The sequence below is a fragment of the Paraburkholderia phytofirmans genome, from assembly GCF_046028095.1.
GTDB lineage: Bacteria > Pseudomonadota > Gammaproteobacteria > Burkholderiales > Burkholderiaceae > Paraburkholderia > Paraburkholderia phytofirmans_A.
Map to the genome: position 1 here is coordinate 406190 of NZ_JAQQDJ010000003.1, position 19065 is coordinate 425254.

At 63.6% G+C, this 19065-nt stretch carries 18 protein-coding genes; 7 read left to right on the forward strand and 11 right to left on the reverse strand.

What is annotated here, in order from left to right; translation table 11 throughout:
- Positions 1-12: 12 nt before the first annotated feature.
- The 7 genes from PQR54_RS10725 to PQR54_RS10755 form a co-directional block, all read right to left on the reverse strand.
- Positions 13-969, reverse strand: coding sequence for a hypothetical protein (locus tag PQR54_RS10725; RefSeq protein WP_408245350.1), 957 nt, complete (start codon positions 967-969; stop codon positions 13-15).
- The gene (locus PQR54_RS10730) at positions 963-1709 is read right to left on the reverse strand and encodes a MetQ/NlpA family lipoprotein (protein WP_408246052.1); all 747 of its coding nucleotides are present in this window, start codon (positions 1707-1709) and stop codon (positions 963-965) included. Before PQR54_RS10730 ends, PQR54_RS10725 begins: the two co-directional genes overlap by 7 nt.
- Before the next feature lie 44 nt (positions 1710-1753).
- Positions 1754-2839 (reverse strand): formylglycine-generating enzyme family protein, encoded by a 1086-nt coding sequence (locus tag PQR54_RS10735; protein WP_408245351.1) that lies wholly within the window; start codon positions 2837-2839, stop codon positions 1754-1756.
- A gap of 7 nt (positions 2840-2846) precedes the next feature.
- On the reverse strand, positions 2847-4793 hold the full coding sequence (locus tag PQR54_RS10740) for an arylsulfatase (RefSeq protein ID WP_408245353.1): 1947 nt from the start codon (positions 4791-4793) through the stop codon (positions 2847-2849).
- Positions 4794-4952: 159 nt separating this feature from the next.
- Positions 4953-5501 (reverse strand): hypothetical protein, encoded by a 549-nt coding sequence (locus PQR54_RS10745; protein ID WP_408245355.1) that lies wholly within the window; start codon positions 5499-5501, stop codon positions 4953-4955.
- 37 nt (positions 5502-5538) lie between these two features.
- Positions 5539-6186 carry a response regulator gene (locus PQR54_RS10750; RefSeq protein WP_408245357.1) on the reverse strand — a complete coding sequence of 216 codons (648 nt, stop codon included), beginning with the start codon at positions 6184-6186 and terminating at the stop codon, positions 5539-5541.
- Complete coding sequence (locus tag PQR54_RS10755; protein ID WP_408245359.1) at positions 6183-7598, reverse strand: cache domain-containing protein; 1416 nt, start codon at positions 7596-7598, stop codon at positions 6183-6185. The genes PQR54_RS10750 and PQR54_RS10755 overlap by 4 nt, the downstream gene beginning before the upstream one ends.
- Before the next feature lie 255 nt (positions 7599-7853).
- On the opposite strand from PQR54_RS10755, the gene PQR54_RS10760 reads away from it, so the two are divergent.
- Together PQR54_RS10760 and mctP are read left to right on the forward strand one after the other, a co-directional pair.
- Positions 7854-8051 (forward strand): DUF3311 domain-containing protein, encoded by a 198-nt coding sequence (locus PQR54_RS10760; RefSeq protein ID WP_012426370.1) that lies wholly within the window; start codon positions 7854-7856, stop codon positions 8049-8051.
- Positions 8048-9529: a monocarboxylate uptake permease MctP gene (gene mctP / locus PQR54_RS10765; RefSeq protein WP_408245361.1), complete on the forward strand. Its 1482-nt coding sequence runs from the start codon at positions 8048-8050 to the stop codon at positions 9527-9529. The genes PQR54_RS10760 and mctP overlap by 4 nt, the downstream gene beginning before the upstream one ends.
- A gap of 73 nt (positions 9530-9602) precedes the next feature.
- Here mctP and PQR54_RS10770 read toward each other — a convergent pair whose 3' ends face one another.
- Entirely contained in the window at positions 9603-10847 is a 1245-nt protein-coding gene (locus PQR54_RS10770; RefSeq protein ID WP_408245363.1) for an NAD(P)/FAD-dependent oxidoreductase, read from the reverse strand.
- A gap of 5 nt (positions 10848-10852) precedes the next feature.
- The gene (locus PQR54_RS10775; RefSeq protein WP_408245365.1) at positions 10853-11764 is read right to left on the reverse strand and encodes a LysR family transcriptional regulator; all 912 of its coding nucleotides are present in this window, start codon (positions 11762-11764) and stop codon (positions 10853-10855) included.
- A gap of 279 nt (positions 11765-12043) precedes the next feature.
- Here PQR54_RS10775 and PQR54_RS10780 point away from each other — a divergent pair, with 279 nt between their 5' ends.
- The 5 genes from PQR54_RS10780 (at position 12044) to PQR54_RS10800 (ending at position 17805) form a co-directional block, all read left to right on the forward strand.
- Positions 12044-12988, forward strand: a complete 945-nt coding sequence (locus PQR54_RS10780; RefSeq protein ID WP_408245367.1) for an aromatic alcohol reductase — start codon at positions 12044-12046, stop codon at positions 12986-12988.
- 106 nt (positions 12989-13094) lie between these two features.
- Positions 13095-13886, forward strand: a complete 792-nt coding sequence (locus tag PQR54_RS10785; protein ID WP_408245369.1) for a DUF3348 domain-containing protein — start codon at positions 13095-13097, stop codon at positions 13884-13886.
- A 10-nt stretch (positions 13887-13896) separates the two neighbouring features.
- The gene (locus PQR54_RS10790) at positions 13897-16515 is read left to right on the forward strand and encodes a DUF802 domain-containing protein (RefSeq protein ID WP_408245371.1); all 2619 of its coding nucleotides are present in this window, start codon (positions 13897-13899) and stop codon (positions 16513-16515) included.
- The gene (locus PQR54_RS10795) at positions 16512-17159 is read left to right on the forward strand and encodes an OmpA family protein (RefSeq protein ID WP_408245373.1); all 648 of its coding nucleotides are present in this window, start codon (positions 16512-16514) and stop codon (positions 17157-17159) included. Before PQR54_RS10790 ends, PQR54_RS10795 begins: the two co-directional genes overlap by 4 nt.
- Positions 17152-17805: a DUF2894 domain-containing protein gene (locus PQR54_RS10800; RefSeq protein ID WP_408245375.1), complete on the forward strand. Its 654-nt coding sequence runs from the start codon at positions 17152-17154 to the stop codon at positions 17803-17805. Before PQR54_RS10795 ends, PQR54_RS10800 begins: the two co-directional genes overlap by 8 nt.
- A 53-nt stretch (positions 17806-17858) precedes the next feature.
- On the opposite strand, the gene PQR54_RS10805 is transcribed toward PQR54_RS10800, so the two are convergent.
- Both PQR54_RS10805 and PQR54_RS10810 read right to left on the reverse strand, forming a co-directional pair.
- A complete protein-coding gene (locus tag PQR54_RS10805) occupies positions 17859-18161 on the reverse strand; it encodes a TFIIB-type zinc ribbon-containing protein (RefSeq protein WP_408245377.1) in 303 nt (100 codons plus the stop codon).
- A gap of 92 nt (positions 18162-18253) precedes the next feature.
- A complete protein-coding gene (locus PQR54_RS10810) occupies positions 18254-19006 on the reverse strand; it encodes a TerC family protein (RefSeq protein WP_408245379.1) in 753 nt (250 codons plus the stop codon).
- Positions 19007-19065: the final 59 nt, after the last annotated feature.

The window sequence follows — 19065 nt, forward strand, 5'->3', positions numbered from 1 at the left end:
CGAATCTTCTGATTATCGATGTGCGCCAGAGAGATAGGCTTCGATAGGTGATAGAGAAGAGGGCGCGCTGCTCTCCACTTCCATAGCAGGAAGCGGTGTGCCGAGAATTGCTTTTGCACGTTGATACGCCTGTGCGAACCCGCGCAATTCCTGTGTCACTGGACGATCATCCAGGCGGCGTCGCAAAAGCGCTTGCTCGATACTGCGGTCGATCAGCGCGAGTTGACTGTCGATATAGTCGAGGCATAACTGTCGGCAACCTGCGGAAGTACTCGCCACGGCCAATAGCGCCGGCACGATCGAGATCGTCAGAAAGCCGCCGGCCGGAATGCGCGCCAACGCGGCGGGCGAGTCGAACAGGTCTTTGCGCAGCGATTCGAATACGGCACGGCCCCACACTTCCCGTTCTCTTTCGAGCGCGCTGCGGCGACGCGCCAAAGCGTCCCTCGCATTCGCGTCTCTTATCTCGCCTTCCGCGGTCATTAGTGCGGCGTCCGGGCGTTCACCTTCCTGAATGCAATCGGCGCCGAGGTACGAGGCGCTCTGATTTCGACCGGCGAGAACCAGATGTTGCAGCGCATCCGGCACGAGCGGATCGAGCGGCACCACTTCGCACGTGACCGGCTTGCCGTTCAGATGAATGGCGCAGCGTCCGTCGTCAGCGAGGGCGGGGCAGCGTGCCAGCGAAGGGTAATCGTAGCCCTGCGTCATGATGCTGAAAGTGTCGTTGGCTCGATAGAGCAACGTGTCCGCGAGCGAATCGAAGGCGGCGATATCGGCCTCGTCAAGCACGGCTTCATGCCGGCCGACGCGCACTCGCTCACCCAAACGCCTGCGCGGCACGCGGCCGATTGCAATACAACCGATGAACCGGTCGCGATGCCGAAACAACTCCGGTAGAGCCATGGCCGGCGGACTATTGCAGCATTTGCCGCACGCCGTGCACGCGAACGAGAAAGCGTTCACCACGGCCGGCGCACCGAGTCCTGATAGCGCGTCAGAATGAAATGCGCGACGTCGTCCGAATGATAAGCGGCCACCAGTTGCGCAACCCAAGGCTGAGTGCGGTCGGCATTTCGCACCGTCAACACGTTGGCGTAGGGCGAGCGCGCGTCTTCGAGGCCGAGGCTGTCGCGCGCCGGGTAAAGACCCGCGCGCGCCGCATCGTCGCTATCGATCACGGCGAAGGCCACGCTGTTCAACGTGTCGAACAGACGTGCGCGCGGCACCTGGCGGATCTGCAGATTCAACCGGTTGCTCGTGATGTCTGCGAGCGTCGCGTGAAGGCCGGTCGTGTCCCTGAAGGTCAACAGCGTGAAGTTCTGCAGCAGGATCAGGGCGCGTGCGGTGCCTTCAGCGTCGTTGGGGATCGCAATCGTCGCGCCGCGTTGCAACTGGCCGAGATTCGTCAGTTTGCGCGAGTACAAGGCGATGGGAAACGTCACGGTGGTGGCGACGCTCGTCAATGCAAAGCCGCGCTGTTTGCGCTGTGCGTCGAAGCGTGGCTCGTCTTCGAAACTCGCCGCATCGATCTGCTTCGCGGCGAGCGCGGCGTCGATACGTTGGGGCTGATCGAATACGACCACATCGAGCGTGAGTCCGCGACTGGCCGCGACGCGGCGCACTTCGTCCATGATCTCGGCATGCGCGCCCGCACTCACCCCCACTTTGATGACTTGCGGCGCGGCGGCTTGCACGTGCTGAACCATCGAAGCAGCAACCAGCAGCGCCGTCGTCGCGAATCGCCGAGCTTTCATGACGCGTCCCTCAACACCGTGCGAAAACCGATGTGCGACGCCGGCAAATCCGCTTCCTGCTGTTCGCGCGACGCCGCCCGATAGCGCACGCAATAGTCGCGCGAGCACAGAAACGAACCGCCTTTGATGACCATAGGCGTATCGTGTTTGCGGCTGAGCGGCGCGACCGCCGCGGTGTCGCCGTTGGTGTGCGACTGGTGCGGACCCGTGTAGGCATCCTTGGTCCATTCCCATGCATTGCCGATCATGTCGTACAGCTTGAAGTCGTTGGCGGCATAGCAGCCGACGGGCGCGAGACCGACGTGACCATCTTCATTCGTGTTGAGCACGGGGAACACGCCTTGCCAGTAATTCGCGCTCGGCTTGCCGTGTCCGTCGCGCGGCGCGGTGTCGAGGTCCGCGCCTTCGCGGCCTGCTTTGCCCGCGTATTCCCACTCGGCCTCGGTGGGCAGATCGCGGCCGAGCCAGCGCGCGTAGGCAAGCGCGTCGGCTTGCGTGACCATCGTCACCGGCTGGTTCAGGCGGCCTTCGAGCGTGCTGCCGGGTCCGGTCGGATGATTCCACGCGGCGCCTTTCACCCATGTCCACCACGCGAGATCGCGCGCGTTCATCTCGTCGCGCGTCGGTGTGTGAAACACCACGGCGCCACCCTGGCGCTCCGAATCGCTGACGTAGCCCGTCGCCTTCACGAACGCCGCGAACTGCGCATTCGTCACATCCGTCTGATCGATCCAGAAACCGGCGACGCGCGTCTTGCCGTCGCCGGCGGGACGCTCGTCTTCGTAACCGAGCTTGCTGCCGAATACGAAGTCGCCGCCATGCAGATGCACCATGCCGGCCTTCGGATCGTCGCGCCAGCGCGAGGGTAAGCCGGCGTAGCGCCCGCATTGCTGCTCGGAGCCGAGTGCGGCCAACGGGCGCGACGTGTTGAGCGCGTCGAACGCATCTTGTTTAGCACCGCCGCTAAAGACCGCCGAAGCGGCAGTCGCGGCGGTAAAAGCGGCGGCGAACGCAACTGTGGCGACCGCCGCGTAAGCACCGTACGGCGCCGCCTTGCTCTTCAATTTGAATCTGACGGTCATTGCGTGCTCAGTAGTAACCGCGCGGACGCAACGGTTCGACGCCGCCGACGCTGCTCATATAGTTGTTCCACTGCTGCACGAGGCCGTCGATCACCGAAGGATTCTGCGTCGACACGTCCTGCGTTTCGCCGCGGTCGGCGCTCATGTCGAACAGTTGCCAGTGACCGTCCACGGGGCCGAGCGGCGGTTCCGTCCACAACGCTTTCCAGCGGCCGTCGGCGCTGCGCAGATAGCCGCGGCCATAGGCTTCGTCACCGAACGATGCGGTGTGCACCGCGCTCGTCGCCTGATCGTTCAACAGCGGCAGCAGCGACTGCCCGGTGATCGGGTACACGTAGCGGTTGTTATAGACCACCTTGCCCTTGTTCTGATCGACGCCGGTCAGCGAATTGATGAGCGGCGGCGCGGCCTGAGTGGGCGGCGAGATCTGTGCGACGGCGAGGAACGTCGCGGTGTTGTCGGTCACGTGCGTGAAGTCGCGCAGTGTCGGCTTTTGCGTGGTCTCACCCGGCAGATGAACGATCAACGGCGTGGATACGCCGCCTTCGCCCGAATAGCCCTTGGTCAGACCGAACGGCGTGGCGCTCACTTCGGCCCAGCGCAAGCCGTATTGCAGACGTTGCGCGTTCTGCTTGCCGTTGTCGGTGCCGAGTGCCGAGTAAACCGGATCGGCGGCATTGGCGGTGTCGGTCGCGGTCGGATCGGCGCCGGAGTCGATCGGCCAGCCTTCCGCGCCGTTGTCCGACTGGAACATGATGAAGGTATTGTCGTACTCGCCGATATCCTTCAGATGCTGAATCAGCAGGCCGATGTTGTGATCGAGATTCTCGACCATGCCCGCGTAGATTTCCATATAACGCGCCTGGGCTTTCTTCTCGGCGGGCGAGAGGCTCGCCCATGTCTTGTTCACCGTGCCCGGGCCGTAGTCGGTATAGCCTTGCGCCGCGCTATGCACGGCGCTCACGTACTTCGCGTTCACCGTGCCGTTGTTCGCGGTGGCCGCGGTAGCGACAAGCGTTTCCGATGCGCCGCCGTACGGCACGAAGTCGTTCGGAATAATGCCGAGCGCTTTTTGTCGCGCAATGCGCGCGTTGCGGATCGCGTCGTAACCGGCGTCGTATTTGCCGGCGTAGTTGTGCAGATATGGTTCGGGTACTTGCAGCGGCCAATGCGGCGACGTGTAGGCCGCGTAGGCGAAGAACGGTTTGCCGTCGCCCTTGTTCGAATCGATGTACGAGATCAGGCGCTGCGTATAAAAGTCGGTCGAATAGAACACTGCAGGGCTGCCGCCCGCGCCGCCAGGTTGTCCCGGCTGACCGGGCTGCACGTATTTGCCGTCCTCGGTGTAGTTCTGCGAGTTCGCGGGCTCGTGCGCGAAGTGGTTGGTCGCGGCGCCGCCGAGCAGTGCATAGCTGTGTTCGAAGCCCCATTGGTCCGGCGTCTGTCCGCCGCCCGTCGTGCTGCCGACAATGCCCGAGCCGATATGCCACTTGCCGGCCATATACGTGTGATAACCGCCGTCCTTCAACAGTTGCGCCACGGAGAGCGCGCGGTCGTTCAGATAGCCTTCATAACCCGGCAGTCCTTTGCGCTCGTCGGTCGGCACACCCATGGTGCCTTCGCCGACCAGATGGTGGTCGGTGCCGGAAATCAGCATGGAACGCGTGATCGCGCAGACCGTGCCCGTATGGTGATTCGTCAGGATGCGGCCCGATTGCACCAGCGCGTCGAGGTTGGGCGTGTTGATTTCGCCGCCGAACGCGTGAATGTCGGAATAGCCGAGGTCGTCGGCCATGATGTACAGAATGTTCGGGCGTTTCTGGGCGACTACGGGTGTGGGCGTCGGGCCGGGCAGATTGTCGTCGCCGCAGGAGGCGAGAGCGACGAGACTGGCGACGGCGGCGCCGATCATGCCAAGACGAAGAGAAGGGCGCTGCGATCGTTGTGTTGTCATTGTTGTGCGGACCGGATATGTCGGGTCGCCGATGGTAGCAATGACGCCGGAACGCCCAAAGTTCGATTTCTGCGTTGCTATGTCCGATTGCCGATATAGGCGTTGCAGCGTGATACCGGGTATCACGCGCGCGCTGCTGTCGCTCGTCGGCTTATGTGGCTAGTTGCCCGGATCGAGCACTGGCTTGTCCGGATTCGCAAGCGTTTTGTAGGGAAGTTGTGCGGCGTGCGGATTGGTAACGGTATCGTCGATCACCCGCTCGACGTCCGCGGTTTTCGCGAGCTCGGTGAGGAAGCTCTGCTTGTCGAAGCCCGGCGCGACGCAGCCTTCCACGTAGATGAAACGGCGTTGCAGCGTCAGCCAGAGCGTCGATTGTTCGCGCCAGTGCGTGGCGAAATTGATGTTGGTGAGGCGACGCTGCACGGCCTCGGCGATTTCCACGTCGTACAGATAGGCGTTCGATAAACGGCAGCGGCCTTCCACCCAGCAACTATTGCCCCGTTCGATCCGGTAATGGCTGTCGTCGAGCCATTCTTTCTCGGTTTCGAGCGGCCCCAATGGAACCGGACAATCGCCGATCGCTTTGGAAATCTGAAAGAACGGGTCGTGACCGCGATTGACGCGCGCCGGTTCGGCATAGGCGTGAATAGCAGTGGCGGCGAAACAGATCAGCAGACTCGCTAGCCGCAAAGGGATCGTGCGTTTCATCCTCGTCAGCTCCAGGTGTTGGGCGTTGAGTAGGTCTTCACCGTTTCGTGCGCCGGTTCTCCACTGCGAACTTGATCAACTCGGCCTGACCTTCAATATCGAGCTTGCGTTTCAGATTCAACCGATGCGTTTCCACCGTACGCACGGAGAGATCGTTGCGCTGAGCGATCTGCTTACTCGATAAACCTTCCGCAAGCGCGTCGAGAATGTCGCGCTCGCGCGGCGTGAGCCGTTCGACGGGTGACTGCATTGCCGAAGCCTGAATCAGACGCGCGCCGAGTCCCGCGCTGAAAAACTGTTTGCCTTCGAGTACCGCGCCAATTGCCTGGATGATTTCGGTGGAAGGCGAGTCCTTCAGCACGTAGCCGCTCGCGCCCGCGCGCACCGCCTGGGTCACGTACTCGAGATTGTCGTGCATCGACAGCATGAGCACGCGAATCGCCGGGAAGCGCTCGTGAAACATGCCGGCCAGCGCGATGCCGTTCATTCCGTTCATGCCGACATCCATTAGCACGAGGTGCGGTTCCGCGCTCGCGGCGAGGGCGAGTGCTTCCTGCGCATTGCCGGCTTCGCCGACCACTTCGAGGTTGCGCACCGCTTCGAGCCGCGCGCGCAAACCGTCACGCACGAGCGGATGGTCGTCGACGAGAATCAGACGGGCGATAGCGGGTGAGGCGTCGTTCATGATGAGGTTTCCTGCAAGGCCGGCAATGTCGGCTCGGTCGATCCCAGCGGCACGCGCGCGGTGACGAGCGTATGGCCGGCTTGTGAACTGAGCGACAGTGTGCCGCCCAGCGCTTCGAGCCGTTCGCGCATATTGCGCAGACCCACGCCCGAGCGCCGCCCGACGAACACATGCGTCACGTCGAAACCGCGCCCGTTGTCCGCGATGTTCAGCGTGACGGCGTCGTTCGAAATTTCCAGCGCGAGCGCCGCGTTCGTCGCTTGCGCATGGCGCACGATATTCGTCAGCGCTTCCTGGGCAATCCGGAACAGCACGGTGTTGACCGCATCCGGCAAAGCCGCGGCGTGAGTGTGCGCGATCTGCGTGAAGCCGATTTCGATGCCCGACTGCTCGCTGAGTTCGCGCGAGAGTTGTTCCAGTGCGGCCGCCACGCCGAGATCGTCCAGCATCGACGGACGCAGCGCGTGAGAAATGCGCCGCACTTCGCGCAACGTATCGCCAAGCCGCGTGAGACTGGTGGTGAGCGCGGCCTCTGCCGCGGGCACGCGCACTTCGCTGCGCTCGAAGCGCGCCAGCGCGGATTCGAGCAGCAGCTTCACGGAGACCATCATCTGGCTGATGCCGTCGTGCAGTTCACGCGACAAGCGCGCCCGTTCGTTTTCCTGCGACTCCACCACCTGCTGCGCGAGCCGCTTCAGCTTGGCGTCCGCGCTGCGATATTCGGTGACGTTAAGCACGAGCGCGCACAGCGCGATCACGGCGAGTCCGGCCACGGCGATCGCGTCGATCCATTTCATCGTACGATCGATGTTGGCGGCCGCGCGTTCGTCGATATGCGCGAGCGTGTCGTCCACGTCGTCGAGATAGATGCCGGTGCCGATCATCCAGCCCCAGCGCTCCAGCGGCACCACGTAGCCGAGTTTCGACGCCACCTTGCCCGTCGACGGACGATGCCACAGGTAGCGCACATAACCGCCGCCGCGCGAGGCCGCGGCGAGCAGTTGCTGAATGGTGAGCGTGCCTTGCGGGTCGCGCAGTTCCCACAGGTCGCGCCCGACGAGGTCCGGCTCGCGCGGATGCATCAACGAACGGCCGTGCATGTCGTAGACGAAGAAGTAGCCGTCCTTGCCGAAGTCCATTTTCTGCAGCACGTCGAGCGCGCGTGCGCGCAGCGTCGCGTCGTCGCGCGCATTGTCCCGGCCGGCGTCATAGAGCGGCGCGATCGCGGTGGTGGCGAGCTCGACGTAATGCTTGAGCTCGATCTCCTTGCTGGCCATATAAGCAGCCTGCGTGGTCGCGTGTTGCGTCTCGGCGAGCGCAGTGGCCTGCCGTTGCACACCGACTTCGATGCTCGCGATGGCGGCCAGAAAGGGCACGATCGCCAGCAGGACAATCTTGGCTTTGAGTTTCATCGTTGAAAAAACCGCTAACCGGCTACGTAGTACTACGTAGCCCGCTTACGTAGTTGCGCGCTTGTGAGGACGCTCACGAAGGCGAATACTACATCCCCACGGCACAGTGCGCCTTGCAGGCGGCTGCGCCCGCCGTCGCGCGCGTAGCACGGCGTAATAAGCACCCCGGTTTGCCGACTTATACCGCTGCCGGTTTCCGCGTGCCGGACCACGAGTCGTGGCGCGTGGTGTCAATAATAGACTTAGGAGATGATTGTGGAGACATCCCAACCTGCCGGCCGTTCATGGCTATGGCTGATCCTGCTGCTCCCGTACATCGCATTGCTCTGGCTGCCGTTCTATAACGACACGCGTCCGTCGTTTGCGGGCTTTCCTTTCTTTTACTGGTATCAGTTCTTGTGGGTGCCGTTGACCTCGCTACTGATTTACGCCGTGTACCGAGGTGTCAAATGAGCGACGTCAATCCCGTGAATCCGGTTGCGATGACCGTCTTTATCGCATTCTTCGCCCTCGTCACCGTGATCGGCTTCTTTGCCGCGCGCTGGAAACGGGGCGACCTGACCCAATTGCACGAGTGGGGCCTCGGCGGCCGCCAGTTCGGCACGGTCATTTCATGGTTCCTCGTGGGCGGCGACTTCTATACCGCCTATACGGTGATCGCCGTGCCCGCGCTGGTCTATTCGGTCGGTGCATATGGCTTCTTTGCCTTGCCGTATACGATCATTGTCTATCCGTTCGTGTTCGCCGTGATGCCGAAACTGTGGAAGATCGCTCACGCGAAAAACCACATCACGGCGGCGGACTACGTGCAGGGCGAATACGGCGGCAAGTGGTTCCCGGCGGCCATCGCGATCACCGGCATTGTTGCGACCATGCCATACATCGCGCTGCAGCTGGTGGGCATGCAGGTCGTGATCAAGGGGCTCGGCGTGACCGGCGAAATGCCGCTGATCGTCGCCTTCGTGATTCTCGCGCTGTATACGTATGCCAGCGGCCTGCGCGCGCCGGCGATGATCGCGTTCGTCAAGGACATCATGATCTACATCGTCGTGATCGCGGCGGTGTGGCTGATTCCGGCCAAGCTCGGCGGTTACGCGCATGTGTTCGACGCAGCCGATACGTATTTCAAGGCGAAGGGTGGCGCAACCGGCATCATTCTGAAGCCGACGCAATTCACCGCGTATGCATCGCTGGCTTTGGGCTCGGCGCTGGCGGCGTTCATGTATCCGCATACCATGACGGCGGTGCTGTCGTCATCGTCGGCGAATACGGTGCGCAAGAATGCGATCTTCCTGCCGGCGTACACGCTGCTGCTGGGCCTGATCGCGTTGCTCGGCTATATGGCGATTGCGGCCGGCGTGCATGTGAAGTCGGCCTCGGACATGGTGCCGGCGCTGTTCAACACGCTGTTCCCGTCGTGGTTCGTCGGCTTCGCGGCGGCGGCGATTGCGATCAGCGCGCTGGTGCCCGCGGCGATCATGTCGATCGGTGCGGCCAATCTGTTCACGCGCAATCTGTGGCGTCCGCTCGTTTCGCCGAATATCTCGCCGGAAGGCGAGGCTTCCACGGCGAAGATCGTCTCGCTGGTCGTGAAGTTCGGCGCGCTGCTGTTCATCGTGTTCCTGCCGACGCAGTACGCTATCGACCTGCAATTGCTGGGCGGCGTGTGGATTCTGCAGATCTTCCCGGCAATCGTGTTCTCGTTGTACACGCGTCGTCTGAACACGCCGGGCCTGTTCCTCGGCTGGCTGGCCGGGATCGTGCTCGGAACCGGGCTGGCGATTTCGCAAGGCCTCAAGCCGGTGTTCGCGCTGCATCTCGGCGATGCGGTCTATCCCGTGTATATCGGCCTGATCGCGCTGACGGTGAATATCGTGGTGAGTTTCGTCGTATCGGTTCTGTCGCCGCGTAGAGTGGCGGTCACGGCCTGAACGATTGATGTCGCTATAAAAGGAACGCCGCGGACGTTATTGTCCGCGGCGTTTTTTATTGCGGCCCGAAGCGCTAACCGTGCCGTGCGAACCGCTCCACGCTGAACGGCCGCGGGTCTACGAGCGTTGCTTCCCCCGTCATCATTTCGGCGAGCAGACGGCCGGTTACCGGACCCAGCGTCAGTCCGTGATGCGCGTGGCCGAACGCGAACCATAAGCCCGCATGTTTTTTCGCGGGGCCGATGATCGGCAGCATGTCCGCTGTACAGGGACGCCGGCCCATCCAGGGTTCGTCGTCGAGACGCTTGCCCAAGGGGAACAGCGTGCGCGCAACCGGTTCGACCGCCGCGAGTTGCGTCGGTGTTTTGGGTGCTTCGAGGTCCGCGATTTCCGCGCCCGTCGTCAAGCGGATGCCACGCGCCATCGGCGCCAGCAGGTAGCCGCCCTCTGCGTCGAGCACCGGATGATTCAGGCGTGCGTTGCCCTGCGGCGCGTAGTGCATGTGATAGCCGCGCTTGACGGCAAGCGGCAAGCGGTAACCCATGCGCGCACTCGCTCGCTCCGACCACGGCCCCAACGCCACGACCGCGGATGAAGCGGAGACCGTTCCCGCTTCCGTGTCGACTTGCCAGCCATCGCGCAGCGTATCCGCGTCGCCGATAAAAAAGCGTCCGCCGAGTGCTTCGAAATATCTGGCGTAGGCGGTGACGAGCGCGTTCGGGTCGCTCACCGAATCGGATTCCGGATAGCGCAGGCCGCCCAGCAAGGTCTTGTCGAGATCGGGCTCCAGCTGTTGCAGGCGGGCGGCGTCGAGCGCTTCGAATTCGACTTCATATTCGCGATGCCACCGTTCGGCGAGCCGGGTTTCCGCATCGCGAGCCGCTGCGGTGCGAAACACTTTCATCCAGCCGATCGGGCGTAACAGCGCGCTCGCGCCAGCCTCGGCGGCGAGCGCGCGGTGCTCGTTCACGCAATGCTCGATCAGCGTCGCGTACGACTTCGCAATGGCGGCGTGCCGCGCTGGATGAGAGTTGCGCCAGTACTGCCAGAGAAATGGCGCAGTCTTGAGGATCGCGTCGGCATGGTAACGAACGTCGGGTGACTGGTTGCGCGCATAGCGCAGCAACGTCCCGAGCCCGCGAGGAAACGCGTAAGGATAGACGCCTTCGCGCTGGATCAGCCCGGCGTTGCCGAACGAGGTCTCGTTGCCGGGCAGCTTGCGATCGACCAGCGCGACCTGGCGGCCGCGTTTCTGCAGATGCACGGCAATGCACACGCCGACAATGCCCGCCCCGAGCACAACGGTATCGAATTTCATTCTGCTTATAGGCCTCGCTTGAAGTCGCTTTGTTCGAAGAGTTCCGCGATCCAGTCGACAAACGTTCGGGTCGCGCCGCTCGCATTCCGGCCGTGCGGATAGACAATTGAAACAGGCACAGCCGACGATCGCGCAGCGGCGAGCACTTCTTTTAGACGCCCTGATTTCAGATACGGCAGCGCGACGAACTCCGATAGCTGAATCAATCCCAATCCTTCGAGGCCGCATTGCAGATAGGCCTCTGTTTCATTCACCGCAAAGCGGCTTGTCATGGTCATGGTGAGATCTTCGCCTTGCACATGAAAGCGCCAGTCGAGCGGCCTGCCGGTCGCGTTCGAAATGTAATTGATCGCACGGTGTTCGTTGAGCGCGCTCACGCTTTCGGGCTCGCCATATTCTTTCAAATATCGCGGCGCTGCGCACGTGATCCAGCTCAGTTCTCCGAGCCGTCGCGCGATCAGGCTCGAATCCGCCAGTTCGCCGGTGCGGATCAGGCAATCGATGCCGTCGTATATCAGGTCCGCGGGCCGGTCGCTCAGACCGAGCACGAGTTCGATGCCGGGAAAACGCTGCTCGAATTCGCGCAGCCGCGGCAACACCATCGCGCGCCCGATGACGCCCGGCATGTCCGCGCGGACACGTCCACGCGGGGTCGCTGCATCGGCGGATAACTCGCTTTCCACGCGCGTGATCTCCGCGAGAATCGCCCGGCAGGACGCGTAGTAACGCTCGCCTGCATCGGTCAGGCTGAGCGTGCGGGTGCTGCGCCGGAGCAGGGCGGCGCCTAGCTCCTGCTCCAGATTCTTGATCATCGTAGTGACCGACGAACGCGGCAGCGAAAGCGTCTCCGCGGCCTTGCTGAAGCTCTGAGCCTCGACGATGCGCACGAAGGTCGTCATCGCTTGAAGTTTGTCCATGAGCGGGGCACCTGTCCGGGTTCGCGCGGCGCCGTCCACAGGCGCGTTGAAGCGGGCGTTCATCTTACATGGAGTCGTTCGCTTTATCCGACCTGGGCCGGCTGGTTCGAGGCGGCTGCTTTCTCAATTCCGTGAGAGCGAACAATGGCAGCGGCTTACGCGCCTAGACTCCGGATCGTCCGGTTGACGTCTGTCCGAAACCACTACGCAGCAGCGTGTTGCCGGTGACAGCGGATCGCAAAACCGAATCTATTTCCCGAACTTCGTAAAGGTCACACCATGTCGCACACTCAATCCATTCTCGTTCTCGGCGCCGGTGAACTCGGCATGGCCGTGTTGCGGAGTCTCGCAAGCCGAGCCGCTTCGTCGCCTGGCGTCTCGGTCGCGGTGCTGCTGCGGCCGTCGACCCTGCAATCGAGCGATACCGCCAAACAGAAGGACCTCGTCGAACTGCGTTCGCTTTCCATCGAACTCGTGCCGGGCGATCTGGCCGGGCAGTCCGAGACCTCGCTCGCCGCGCTGTTCCGGCGCTTCGACACGGTTATCTCCTGCACGGGGTTTGTCGGCGGAAAAGGCGTGCAGCTGAAGATCGCGCGTGCCGTGCTCGAGGCCGGCGTCGGGCGTTATTTCCCGTGGCAGTTCGGGGTGGACTACGACGTTATCGGCCGGGGCAGCGCGCAGGATCTGTTCGACGAACAGCTCGACGTTCGCGATCTGTTGCGCGCGCAAGATCGAACCGAATGGGTGATCGTGTCGACCGGCATGTTCACGAGCTTTCTGTTCGAGCCTTCCTTCGGCGTGGTGGACCTGGAGCGGAACACGGTTCACGCGCTCGGCAATTGGGACAACGCGGTCACGCTCACCACGGCCGACGACATCGGCAGGCTCACCGTCGAGATCGTGTTCGCCGAACCGCGTATCGCGGACGAGGTCGTGTTCGTCGCCGGCGACACGGTGACTTACCGGCAACTGGCGGATACGATCGATGCGGTGCTCGGGCGTCAGGTACGCCGCGTCGAATGGGGCGTGCCGCGGTTGCAAGACGAATTGGCGGGCGAACCGGACAGCGCGGTGGGGAAGTATCGCGTGGTGTTCGCGCAAGGCGCGGGCGTGTCGTGGGACAAGGAGCGCACGTTCAACGGGCAGCACGGCATGGCGGTTTGCAGCATGGAGCAGTGGATGCGCGAAAACCTTCTGGCACGCGAGGGTGTGTCGCTTTTGTAAGCGAGCCGCTCAAGTAAAATGCGCCTCGCGCACGGCCCGCAAATCGACTTGCAGCCGCCCAGGCGCTGACAGCGTGTAAACTGGCGACTTTTTTGCCTCCGGTGGTATGTTGCAAGCCCCCCCGCGCACCGCCCTCAGCGGCCCGGCGCTCATTCGCTTACTGGCACGCCTCGCGGATGTCGATGTTCCCGAATCCAGGCAATCGCTCTCGGACCGTCTCAGCCAATGGCTCGGCTGGACCGACGCCATTGCGCTGTCCTCGGTACTGAACGGCAAGCCGCCCGCGGTTTCCGCCGGCACCCGCGTGTTCGGCAGCGCCGAAGAGTCGGAGTACGTCCGCGCGCGCAGTTCGCTGGCGAAGACCATCACGGGCGATAGCGTGTTCGCGGCCGACAGGCGGCGCGGCCCCGCGCGCGCGTCCGCGCATGCGCCTTTGCAGAGTGCGCCCGCGGAGCCGGCGGCCGATTACGCGGTTTTCCGTCAACGCTATCTCTCCATCCAGCAGTCGATGGAAATGGCGATCGGCAATCTGCGCGGCCGCCTGCGGGGCATGCTGGCCACCCGAACACCCGCCATGGCGCGGCTCGCCGTGGTTGACGCGGTGATGGAGCGCGCCCTGAGCGAGCGCGAGCGCAACCTGCTGGCCTCCATACCCGCGCTGCTGGCCGGGCACTTCGAGCGCTTGCGCGCGGCCGAGCAGGCGGCGCTTGCTGCCGCCGAAGCGTCGGACGAAACAGCAGGAGACGCCGACAGCAACGTCGCCAGCAACGCAGCGGCGCTCACAGCCGGCGCATGGCTGAATGTGTTCCGCAAGGACATGCAGAGCGTGTTGCTTGCCGAACTGGATATTCGTTTACAACCGGTCGAAGGGTTGCTCGCCGCCCTTCGCGCCAGCTAACTGGGACACTATGTCCAGATATCGTATTGATCTCGTTGTGTTTTTGGCAGGTCTGGCCGCTGTGTGCTGGATCGCTGCCGGCTACCTCGGTTCGAACCCGCTGGCACTGGCCGTCACCCTATTGATCGGCGTGTGCTATCTGGCGGGTTCGCTCGAATTGCACCGCTACAACCAGGCCACCGCCACGCTGACGCAGGCGGTCGCCGGCCTGAGCGGGCCGCCGCCGAGCCTCGGCACATGGCTCGAGCCCCTGCATCCGAGCCTGCGCCACGCGGCGCGCCTGCGCGTCGAGGGCGAACGGGTGGCCTTGCCGGGTCCGGCACTCACGCCTTACCTGGTCGGCTTGCTGGTGCTGCTGGGCATGCTCGGCACGTTGCTCGGCATGGTGGTGACCTTGCGCGGCACCGGCATGGCGCTGGAAAGCGCGACCGACCTGCAGGCGATCCGCGCTTCGCTCGCCGCGCCTGTCAAGGGTTTGGGCTTTGCGTTCGGCACCTCGATTGCGGGCGTGGCGAGCTCCGCGATGCTTGGGCTGCTGTCCGCGTTGTGCCGGCGTGAGCGCCTGCAAGCCGCGCAGATGCTCGACGTGAAGATCGCGACGACCCTGCGCATCTACTCGCAGAGTCATCAGCGTGAAGAGGCCTTCAGGCTCCTGCAGCGTCAGTCCGAGGTGATGCCCACGCTGGTCGACCGTCTGCAGACGATGATGTCGGCCATCGAGCAACAGAGCCTCGCCTTGAACGAGCGGCAGATCGCCAGCCAGGAGGCTTTCCACGGCAGGGCCGAGGCCGCTTATACGCGCCTCGCGAGTTCGGTCGAGCAGTCGTTGAAGGAGAGCGTGGCGGACAGCACGCGCGCCGCGGGCGCGGCGCTGCAACCGGTCATGGAAGCCACGATGGCCGGCCTCGCGCGCGAGACGAGCGCGTTGCACGACACCGTCACGCACGCCGTGCAGCGGCAACTGGACGGGCTGGCGAGCGGCTTCGAGACGACCACCACGACCGTCGCGGATATCTGGAACAAGGCATTGGCGGGACATCAGCGTTCGAGCGAGGAACTGGCGCAGCATCTGCGCGCCTCGCTCGATCGCTTCACCGACACGTTCGAGCAACGCTCGGCCGGTCTGCTGGACGGCGTTTCAGCGCGGCTGGAAAGCACGGCGGGCAACGTCTCGCGGGCCTGGAACGAGGCGCTGGCGCGTCAGGAGAGCGCCGGCGAAAAGCTCGCGGCGAACAACCAGCAGGCATTGGCGGCGGCCGCCGCGACTTTCGAGCAGCACGCGGCGTCGCTGCTGCGTGGAGTGGGTCAGTCGCACGCGGACTTGCAGACCGAATTGGCTTCGAAGGATGAGCAACGGCTCGCGGCCTGGACCGAGGCGCTGGGTGCGATGTCGGCGACGCTGAGCAAGGCGTGGGAGCAGTCGGGCGCGCAAACCGCGAGCCGTCAGCAGGAAATCTGCGAGACGCTGGCGCAAACCGCACGCGATATTTCGGCGCAAACGCAAGCGCACGCCAGCAACACGATCGCGGAGATCGACAGGCTCGTCGAGGCCGCAGCCGAAGCGCCCAAAGCGGCGGCAAACCTGCAAGCTGAATTGGCCTCGCGGGACCAGCAGCGTCTGGCGGCATGGACCGAGACGCTCGGCGCGATGGCTGCCACGTTGAGCAAGGAATGGGCGCAGTCGGGCGCGCAAACCGCGAGCCGTCAGCAGGAAATCTGCGAAGCGCTGGCGCAAACCGCACGCGATATTTCGGCCCAAACGCAGGCGCACGCCAGCAATACGATTGCCGAAATCGACCGGCTCGTACAGGCCGCGGCGGAAGCGCCGAAGGCCGCGGCAAATCTGCAAGCCGAACTGGCCTCGCGCGATCAGCAGCGTCTGGCCGCCTGGACCGAAGCGCTCGGCGCAATGGCCAAGACCTTGAGCGCGGAATGGGAACGAGCGGGCGCACGTACCGCGAGCCGTCAGCAGGAAATTTGCGAGACGCTGGCGCAAACCGCGCGTGACATCTCCGCCCAGACACAGGCCCACGCCAGCGAGACGATCGCCGAGATCGGCCAGCTCGTGCAAGCCGCTTCGGAAGCGCCGAAGGCCGCCGCCGAAGTCGTCGCCGAACTGCGTCAGAAACTCTCCGACAGCATGGTCCGCGATACCGCGATGCTGCAGGAGCGCAGCCGCTTGCTGGAAACGCTGGAAACCCTGCTCGACGCCGTCAATCACGCATCCACCGAGCAGCGCACGGCGGTCGACGCGCTCGTCGCCACGTCGGCGGATTTGCTGGAGCGCGTGGGCACGCGCTTCACCGACAAGATCGAACTCGAAACCGGCAAGCTGGGCTCGGTGGCCGCGCAAGTCACCGGCAGCGCCGTCGAAGTGGCAAGTCTCGGCGAAGCGTTCGGCACTGCCGTGCAAGTGTTCGGCGAGTCGAACGACAAGCTGGTGACGCACCTGCAACGCATCGAAACCGCGCTCGACAAATCCCTCGCGCGCAGCGACGAACAGCTTGCGTACTACGTGGCGCAGGCGCGGGAAGTCATCGATCTGAGCGTGATGTCGCAGAAGCAGATCGTCGAAGACCTGCAGCAGCTTGCCGGCCGCCGCGCGTCGGCGGGAGCTGAAGCGGCATGAGCGAGGACATCGACGGCGGCGTGGAGCAGGTCGCGCCGATCTGGCCGGTTTTCGGCGACCTGATGTCGGTGCTCCTGGGCGCTTTCGTGCTGATCCTCGTGGGCGTGATCGGCGTTCAGCTGGAGCTGTCGAGCAAGCTGGAGCAGGAGGTCAAGCAGCGTCAACTGGAAACGCAGCGCCGCAAGACGCTGGAGCAGGCGCTCGCGGGTCCGCTCGCGGCTGGGCGCGTGACGCTCGTGAACGGGCGCATCGGCATCAGCGGCAATGTGCTGTTCGCGCTGAACTCCGATCAGTTGCAGCCGCAAGGCCGGGACTTGCTGAAGAGTCTGGCCGGGCCGCTGTCCGCGTATCTCGGCGCCAATGACGAAATCCTGATGGTGAGCGGCTTCACCGACGACCAGCGTCTGCGCGAAGGCAACCGCCGTTTCGCCGACAACTGGGAATTGTCGGCGCAGCGCGCGTTGACGGTGACGCGCGCGCTGATCGACGATGGCGTGCCCGCGTCCTCGCTGTTTGCGGCTGCGTTCGGCTCCGGACAACCTGTGAGTGCAAATACCGACGAGCAAGGACGCGCGAAAAATCGGCGCGTGGAAATAGCGCCGGTCCCGCGGCCATCGACTGCAACGGTGAAGCCTCGTGAGTAACGACGGCGAAAACACTCTGGCAAGCGGAGCCCGAGCGACGCTAGACGCGTGGCGCGAGCGCGGCGACGATCGGCTCGATCCTGTCCGCTTCCATTTCATCGACGCGTTCGAACGACGCGCGGCCGGTCACAGCGGCGAAGCGCGGAGGATTCTGGACGAACGGCTATCCGGTCTGCTGGATACATATGCGAAGCGTATCGAACAACGCGCGGCATCTCCGGCTGATCACGCTGCCGCTCACAGCGCCGACGAGCCCAAGCACGCAACGCTGAAGAGCCTCGTCGACTACATCGCGAGTCAGGATCATGTGCCCGCGGCGATCGGTTTGCCGCGCGCGGCTTCATATCCCGAACTGCCCGCGCTCGATTACTTCAGGGAAGTCTGGTCGAAAGTCCGCACGGAAAAGCAGATGCGGCAGTCGCTGGAACAGGTGCCGGGCAACGCCGGTCCGCTCAACTCGAGCAGCCTCGTGCATCGGGCGCTCTCGCTCATGCGCGAAGTTTCGCCGGGCTACCTCAAGCAGTTTCTGTCCTACGTCGATGCCTTGTCGTGGATGGAGCAGATAAACGGCGGCGCCGCGCCCGCCGGTAAAGATGCGCCTCGCGCCGGCAGCACCGGCAAGAGCGCTCGCGGCAAAGCACGTTAGTGCGATATGCGCCGGAACGTTCCCGGCGCGTCTTCTCTCATGGCTGACGGCGCTCAGTCGAAATCGAACACGTCGAAAAGCGAGCGCTTTTTCTTTTGCGTCCGATAACCCGATCGATGCTCGTCGTAACCGCGGTGGCTGTCGTACGAATGATCCCGCTGCCGATGGCCTTCGTGGCTATCGTAGCTTGAGCGCGGAGCAGGCGGCGCGTCTGAATTCGCCGTGTCCTGCGCGATCAGCTTGTCGAGTTCGCCGCGATCGAGCCACACGCCCCGGCAGTCGGGACAGTAATCGACTTCGATCGAGCGGCGCTCGGTCATCAGCAGGTCGGTGGTTTTGCAAACCGGGCATTTCATGGCATCGCTCCTCAAGAGTAGAAAGACATCGAATGCTGGACCGGGCGAATGCAGACTGCCCGATCCGGGAAAAACCATCACACGCTTTTCGCTTATTGCCCGCTGCTGAGCACGCGCTTCGATTTCGCGCGGCGCACCAGCATGTTCATCGCTTCCACGAACGCGGAGAACGCCATCGCCACGTAGATGTAGGCCTTCGGCACATGCGAACCGAAACCTTCCGCAATCAGCGTCATACCGATCACGAGCAGAAAACTGAGCGCAAGCGTGACGATGGTCGGATTGCGATCGATAAAGCGTGACAGCGGGCGTGCGGCGAATAGCATGGCGAGAACCGCGCTGATCACCGCGACGAACATGATCGGCATGTGTTCGGTCATGCCGACAGCGGTGATGATGCTGTCGACCGAGAACACCATATCGAGCACCAGGATCTGGCCGATCGCGGCCGCCACGGTCAACTGGACGGTGCTGCCCGCTTTGCTGCGTTCCTCTTCGGCATGCGTCACGTGGTGGTGAATCTCGCGCGTCGCCTTCCAGACGAGGAACAGGCCGCCGCCGAGCAGGATCAGATCGCGCCACGAAAACGCGTGGCCGAACAGCGTGATAGCCGGCGCGGTCAACTGCGCGATCCACGCGACGGTGCCGAGCAGGCCGAGCCGCATCACGAGCGCGAGCATGATGCCGATGCGCTGCGTGCGCGCGCGTTGCGCTTCCGGCAGCTTGTTGCTGAGGATCGAGATGAAGATCAGGTTGTCGATGCCGAGCACGATCTCCATCACGACCAGCGTGAGGAGCGCGGCCCATGCGGCGGGGTCGGCAACGAGTGTGAGCAGAGTGTCCATGGTGTCCGTGAGCGAATGAATGCGGGTGACGTTGGATTAGCGATCATCATCGCCATCTT

Bases quoted from the DNA above. Each gene is read 5' to 3' on its own strand.
- PQR54_RS10730 (WP_408246052.1), bottom strand. From the start codon at position 1,709: ATGGTTCAGCACGTGCAAGCCGCCGCGCCGCAAGTCATCAAAGTGGGG.
- PQR54_RS10735 (WP_408245351.1), bottom strand. From the start codon at position 2,839: ATGACCGTCAGATTCAAATTGAAGAGCAAGGCGGCGCCGTACGGTGCT.
- PQR54_RS10740 (WP_408245353.1), bottom strand. From the start codon at position 4,793: ATGACAACACAACGATCGCAGCGCCCTTCTCTTCGTCTTGGCATGATC.
- PQR54_RS10745 (WP_408245355.1), bottom strand. From the start codon at position 5,501: ATGAAACGCACGATCCCTTTGCGGCTAGCGAGTCTGCTGATCTGTTTC.
- PQR54_RS10750 (WP_408245357.1), bottom strand. From the start codon at position 6,186: ATGAACGACGCCTCACCCGCTATCGCCCGTCTGATTCTCGTCGACGAC.
- PQR54_RS10755 (WP_408245359.1), bottom strand. From the start codon at position 7,598: ATGAAACTCAAAGCCAAGATTGTCCTGCTGGCGATCGTGCCCTTTCTG.
- mctP (WP_408245361.1), top strand. From the start codon at position 8,048: ATGAGCGACGTCAATCCCGTGAATCCGGTTGCGATGACCGTCTTTATC.
- PQR54_RS10770 (WP_408245363.1), bottom strand. From the start codon at position 10,847: ATGAAATTCGATACCGTTGTGCTCGGGGCGGGCATTGTCGGCGTGTGC.
- PQR54_RS10775 (WP_408245365.1), bottom strand. From the start codon at position 11,764: ATGGACAAACTTCAAGCGATGACGACCTTCGTGCGCATCGTCGAGGCT.
- PQR54_RS10780 (WP_408245367.1), top strand. From the start codon at position 12,044: ATGTCGCACACTCAATCCATTCTCGTTCTCGGCGCCGGTGAACTCGGC.
- PQR54_RS10785 (WP_408245369.1), top strand. From the start codon at position 13,095: ATGTTGCAAGCCCCCCCGCGCACCGCCCTCAGCGGCCCGGCGCTCATT.
- PQR54_RS10790 (WP_408245371.1), top strand. From the start codon at position 13,897: ATGTCCAGATATCGTATTGATCTCGTTGTGTTTTTGGCAGGTCTGGCC.
- PQR54_RS10795 (WP_408245373.1), top strand. From the start codon at position 16,512: ATGAGCGAGGACATCGACGGCGGCGTGGAGCAGGTCGCGCCGATCTGG.
- PQR54_RS10805 (WP_408245377.1), bottom strand. From the start codon at position 18,161: ATGAAATGCCCGGTTTGCAAAACCACCGACCTGCTGATGACCGAGCGC.
- PQR54_RS10810 (WP_408245379.1), bottom strand. From the start codon at position 19,006: ATGGACACTCTGCTCACACTCGTTGCCGACCCCGCCGCATGGGCCGCG.